Annotated in this window: 1 protein-coding gene; it reads right to left on the reverse strand. The window is 59.5% G+C overall.

Going from position 1 to position 1,741, the window contains the following annotated elements:
• Positions 1-198: 198 nt before the first annotated feature.
• Positions 199-1,041, reverse strand: a complete 843-nt coding sequence (locus IM725_RS19895) for an undecaprenyl-diphosphate phosphatase (RefSeq protein ID WP_193782378.1) — start codon at positions 1,039-1,041, stop codon at positions 199-201.
• Positions 1,042-1,741 lie beyond the last annotated feature (700 nt).

Here is a 1,741-nt window from a genome sequence, read left to right on the forward strand (position 1 = left end):
CCGCGCGCTCCGCGTCAGTGAGCTCGATGTTGCTGGTGCGGGTATATGCATTGGGCATGAGGCATCTCCGAGGATGCCTCATCCCATGCAGTTTTCGTGCCTATGAATTAGCGGGACAGGACACTAGGCGCACATACATGAGCGATGCGACCGGCCCTGAAACGCGCGGGCCCGCGACATTCAGGGAGTGCCGTCGTCTCAGCTACCAAAAGTCCACACGATTGCGCTAGCCGCTAGACAATAGAGGCCAAAGAGATACCAGCGCCCGGCCTCAAGCCAACGCGACAGCCACCTGAGCGCCAGCAGGCCGGCGACAAAGCTGAAGGCCATCCCTTCGATGCCTGGCAGAAACAGGAGTCCAGTGGCGTCAGCGGAGCCAGATAGAGCTTGCGCTTTCATGAGGCGCCATCCCTCACGGACAATGACGGGCGGGGTCAGCACGACGGCCAGCAGAAAGCTGAATTCTTCAGCTTGCCTGCGGCCGACCCCGAGAAGCATCCCGGCAGAAATCGTCGCGCCTGACCTGGAGAAGCCCCGGAAAGGCAAGCACAGGCCCTGCACTGCGCCTATCCAGGCGGCACGCCTCAGATTGAGGTCGCCTGACGCACGCGTGGATGCGCGCGAGGACACCAAGATCAGTAAGCCGGCAGCCACCAGGGCCGCAGCGATCAGCTGTGTGTTCCCGAAGAGGCTTTCGATCTCAAAGCTGCTTGAGCCCTGCGTCAGGCTGTGCTTGAGAGCCTGCAATATCCCGAAGCCGATCACCCCTGTCGCGGCGGTGGACAGTGCGATCCGTGCGGCAGTATCTCGAAAGGCCGCCCAGGAGCTGAAAAACGCCCGGCGCCACGCAGCCCAGAAATAAGCGATCACGGCGAACATCGTGCCGGTGTGCAGCATGACCAGCAGAAAGGTCATTTGCGGAGACGACGGATCAAGCCCCATCCATTTTTCGGCCAGGATGACGTGTGCCGAACTGGAGACAGGTAGAAGTTCGGCGGCCCCTTGGACCAGCGCGAGGAGGACGATCTGAAGCAAAGTCATGTGAATCCTTGGAGCAGCATTATCGGTGGGCCTGAGCAGATTGGCCCAACCGCAGTTCTGGCCGCTATGGGGTTCGGACGCGTTCGCGGCGCCATCAATCAGTTCGCAAGCCGAACTCATCGTTGCACAGCCAGTTGATATGAGCCAGGTGCCTCGGCGCTAAGCAAGGCACGATCTCAGTTGAGGCGAAAATTCTCACCACCGGGGGTCAAATGCGACGGGCGAGCAAGAGGCCGTAGCTCATCTTTTTGTCGTGTGCTAAGCATCCGGCCAGGGAATCTACGCACGATGTTTAGCCCCAAACTCCTGGGCTTGAGGGGCGGCATTCACTCGGGCAGACCCAGCGGCCAGCGACAAGTTCGTGGATGCGATCGACAGCAAGAGCTGATCGTTTATTCTGCCCGGATATTCATGCGGGTCGCCGACGGTCCTTACTCGGTTTGGATTTGGCCATAGGTCTCTCGAGGCTGGAGCAATGTCGCCACCCGTGCTTCTCGGACGGGCTCCAAGTTCAAGTCCGCGCACCAATGCTGGCCGGCTTTGCCGGCCACTTTACGGGGTGGCAACGCAAACTATTGATCTTCTCTAAACACATGACAACCGTTGTGTCGCTCTTGCGTTATGTCTTCAGGCTTGTTCCTGGAGAATATGGGTATGGTGCAAAAGCGATTGAGCGAGGCGGCCAAGAAGCGAATGCGTG

Origin of the sequence: Ramlibacter aquaticus, from assembly GCF_015159745.1 — a bacterium.
Classification (GTDB): Bacteria; Pseudomonadota; Gammaproteobacteria; order Burkholderiales; family Burkholderiaceae_C; genus Ramlibacter; species Ramlibacter aquaticus.